The 3,699-nt window shown below is 71.2% G+C and carries 4 protein-coding genes and 1 pseudogene; all 5 read left to right on the plus strand.

Annotation, left to right across the window (positions count from 1 at the left end):
* Positions 1-162 (plus strand): annotated as a pseudogene (locus ACESL7_RS14220) (ABC transporter permease); the annotation flags it as partial.
* Positions 159-965, plus strand: coding sequence for an ABC transporter permease (locus tag ACESL7_RS14225; protein WP_372893960.1), 807 nt, complete (start codon positions 159-161; stop codon positions 963-965). The pseudogene ACESL7_RS14220 and the gene ACESL7_RS14225, both read left to right, overlap by 4 nt.
* 148 nt (positions 966-1,113) lie before the next feature.
* Positions 1,114-2,373, plus strand: coding sequence for a glutamine synthetase family protein (locus tag ACESL7_RS14230; protein ID WP_372893962.1), 1,260 nt, complete (start codon positions 1,114-1,116; stop codon positions 2,371-2,373).
* Between the two features lie 56 nt (positions 2,374-2,429).
* Positions 2,430-3,113 carry a type 1 glutamine amidotransferase gene (locus ACESL7_RS14235; RefSeq protein ID WP_372893961.1) on the plus strand — a complete coding sequence of 228 codons (684 nt, stop codon included), beginning with the start codon at positions 2,430-2,432 and terminating at the stop codon, positions 3,111-3,113.
* The coding region (locus tag ACESL7_RS14240) for a type I glutamate--ammonia ligase (RefSeq protein WP_487247760.1) at positions 3,110-3,699 on the plus strand (590 nt) is incomplete at its 3' end. The genes ACESL7_RS14235 and ACESL7_RS14240, both read left to right, overlap by 4 nt.

A 3,699-nucleotide genomic window follows, 5' to 3' on the forward strand; every position in this document is an offset into this window, starting at 1 on the left:
TACCCGCACGGCGACTGGCGGATGTGGTATTTCCTGGCGCTGCTGGTCTTCTACCTCGCCTTCACCCGCGTCTCGGAAATCGTGCTGGAGCGGCTGACCCTGCGGCTCTCGCGCGGGCAGGCCACGGCGCAGGGCGCCGCGCAGCGGAGGGCGGGCGGATGAGCTGCCTCGAGACGATCGCGGATTATGCCCTGCGCTCCGTCGGCATCGGCGAGCGGCTCCTCCCGCGCGAGGATTTCACCCTCTGCCAGCAGTTCACGCTGATCGGCTCGGGGCTCATCTGGAACGTCTATTTCGCGGTCGTGGCGCTCGGCGCGGGGTTTTTGCTCGCCAATGCGGTGGCGCTCGGCAAGGCCGCGCGCTGGGGTCTCCTGCGCAAGCCCTCGGAATGGTTCATCTTCGTCTTCCGGGGCTCGCCGCTCTTCATCCAGTTCTTCTTCGCCTATTTCCTCTTTCTCTCGCTGAAGCCCGTGGCGCCGGTCTTCGACGCCTTCACGAGCGCATGGGCCGGCGCGACGATCGTGCTCTTCCTGAACACGGCCGCCTATTCGGGCGAGATCTTCTACGGCGCGCTGCGCACCATCCCGAAGGGCGAGCTGGAAGCGGCCGACGCCTACGGGCTCTCGGGCTGGCCGCGCTTCCGCCGGGTCGTCTGGCCCACGATGCTGCGCCTCGCCTGGCCGGCCTACACGAACGAGGCGATCTTCCTCTTCCACGCGACGACGCTCGTCTATTTCTCGGGCTTTCCGGCGTGGCAGCAGCGGGGCGACGCGCTCTATTACGCCAACTACTTCGCCGACAAGACCTTCAATCCCTTCGTGCCCTACCCGATCCTCGCGGGCTATTTCATCCTGCTGACGCTCGGCATCATCGCGCTCTTCGGCGCGATCAACACGCGTCTCAACCGCCACCTGCCGAAGGAGGCGCGCCGCCGCCTGCGGCTCAGGCTCAACGTGATCCGGTGACCCGATGCAACGCATGCGCTCCGTGAATGCTCCGATGCTCCTGATGGCCACGGCCGACGGGCTGCGCGGCGGCGGGGCCGGCGGCGGGGCGCCCGAGCTCGGCGAGGTGACGACGTTCCGTGCGGCGGCCTGCGACCTGAACGGGCAGATGCGGGGCAAGCGCCTGCCCGCCGCGGCGGCGCCCAAGCTCGGGGGCGCCGGGCTCCGGATGCCGCTTTCGGCGCTCAACGTGGACGTCTGGGGCAGCGACATCGAAGGCAGCCCGCTCGTCTTCGAGACCGGGGATCAGGACGGGGTGCTCTTCCCGACCGACCGCGGGCCGGTGCCGATGCCGTGGCTGGAGACCGCCTCGGCGCTGGTCCCGATGTGGATGTTCGACGAAGCCGGCACGCCCTTCGCGGGCGATCCGCGCCACGCCCTCGCCCGCGCGCTCGGCGCCTATACCGCGCGCGGCTGGCGGGTGCTCGCGGCGACGGAGATGGAGTTCACCCTCGTCGACGATTCGGGCGAGGCGCTGCGCCCGCCGGTGAACCCGCAGACCGGGCGCCGGCTGCAGGGGCACGCGATCCTCTCGATCCGCCAGCTCGACGCCTTCGACGCCTTCTTCACCGATCTCTACGCCGGCTGCGCGGCGATGGGGATCGCGGTCGACTCGGCGATCTCGGAATCCGGCCTCGGCCAGTTCGAGGTCACCCTCGGCCACCGCGACGCCATGGCGGCGGCCGACGACGCCTGGCTCTTCAAGGCGCTCGCGCGCGGGCTCGCCCGGCGGCACGGGATGGCGGCGACCTTCCTCGCCAAGCCGTACCCCGACGACGCGGGCAACGGGATGCACGTGCATTTCTCGGTGCTCGACGCGGAGGGGCGCAACGTCTTCGACGACGGCACCGCGGCGGGCTCGGACATCCTGCGCCAGGCGGTGGCGGGCTGCCTGCGGGCGATGCCGGACTCGACGCTGATCCTCGCCCCGCACGGGCCGAGCTACGCGCGCCTCGTGCCCGGCGCGCACGCGCCCACCGGCGCGGGCTGGGGCTACGACAACCGCACCGCGGCGATCCGCATTCCCGCCGGCCCGGCGAAGGCACGCCGGATCGAGCATCGCGCGGCCGGCGGCGACATCAATCCCTATCTCCTGCTCGCCGCGATCCTCGGCGCGGCGATCTCGGGCGTCGAGGATGGCCTCGCGCCGCCCGAGCCCATCGCGGGCAACGCCTACGAGCGCGACCTGCCGCAGATGGCCGGCGACTGGGCCGAGGCGGTCGCGCGCTTCGAGGGCTCGGCGCTCATGCGCCGCATCCTGGGCGACGCCCTCGTCGCGAACCTCTGCATGACGAAACGGCAGGAAATGCGGCGGCTGGCGGAGGTCCCGCCCGAGCGCCACTGGCAGATCTACCTCGAGACCGCCTGACCCCCTTGTGGGCGGGCGCGGCGCGGGCTAGATCACTCTGGTCAATCGGTGATTTCATGCTGATCGGTATCCTGCAGACCGGGCGCCCGCCGGACGAGATCCGCGACCGCTCGGGCGACTATCCGGACATGTTCGCGCGGCTCCTGGGGCCGCACGGCTTCGACTTCCGCACATGGCATGTCGAGGGGGGCGCGTTTCCCGACGGCCCCGAGGCCGCCGACGGCTGGCTCGTGACCGGCTCGCGCCACGGCGCCTACGAGGATCACCCCTGGATCCCGCCGCTCGAGCAACTCATCCGCGACATCCGCGCGGCGGGCAAGCCGCTCGTCGGCATCTGCTTCGGCCACCAGATCATCGCGCAGGCGCTCGGCGGCCGCGTCGTGAAATGGCCCGGCGGCTGGGCCGTGGGGCGCACCGTCTACGACTGGGGCGGCCGGCCGGTGGCAATGAACGCCTGGCACCAGGACCAGGTCGCCGAGAAACCGGCAGAGGCCGAGGTCGTGGCGACGCATCCCGACTGCCCCTATGCCGCGCTTCTCTACGACGGCGAGATCTTCACGGTGCAGGCGCACCCGGAATTCGACTTCGCCGTGGTCGAGGGCCTCGCCGAGACGCGCGGGCGCGGCGTGGTGCCCGACGACAGGCTCGACGCGGCGCTCGCCGCCCGCGACGCGCCCACGGACCGGACCGATGTGGGCGCGACGATCGCCCGCTTCCTCAAGGAGCGCAGGATCGCATGAGCGACTGGATCCAGAGCCTGCCCGAGGCCGCGCGCCTCTACCTCGAGGGGCGGCGCCTCGACGAGGTGGAGTGCATCATCTCGGACCTGCCCGGCATCGCCCGCGGCAAGGCGGTGCCCGCCTCCAAGTTCGCCCGGCAGAGCGAGTTCCACCTGCCGAACTCGATCTTCTTCCAGACGATCACAGGCGGCTGGACGCCCGAGGCGGACACGGAGAACTTCGTCGAGCCGGACATGATCCTGAAGCCGGACATGTCCACCACCACCGCCGCGCCCTGGACCGGGGACTGGACGCTGCAGGTCATCCACGACGCCTTCGACCGCGACGGGGAGCCCGTGCCCTTCGCGCCCCGGAACGTGCTGAAGCACGTCGTCGCGCTCTACCACGCGCGGGGCTGGGACCCGGTGGTGGCGCCCGAGATGGAGTTCTACCTCGTCGCGCGCAACACCGATCCGGGCAAGCCGATCGAGGCGATGATGGGCCGCACCGGCCGGCCCGCCGCCGCGCGGCAGGCCTATTCGATGAGCGCGGTGGACGAATACGGCCCCGTGATCGACGACATCTACGACTTCGCCGAGGCGCAGGG

The organism is Rhodosalinus sp. (assembly GCF_041685465.1).
GTDB lineage: Bacteria > Pseudomonadota > Alphaproteobacteria > Rhodobacterales > Rhodobacteraceae > Rhodosalinus.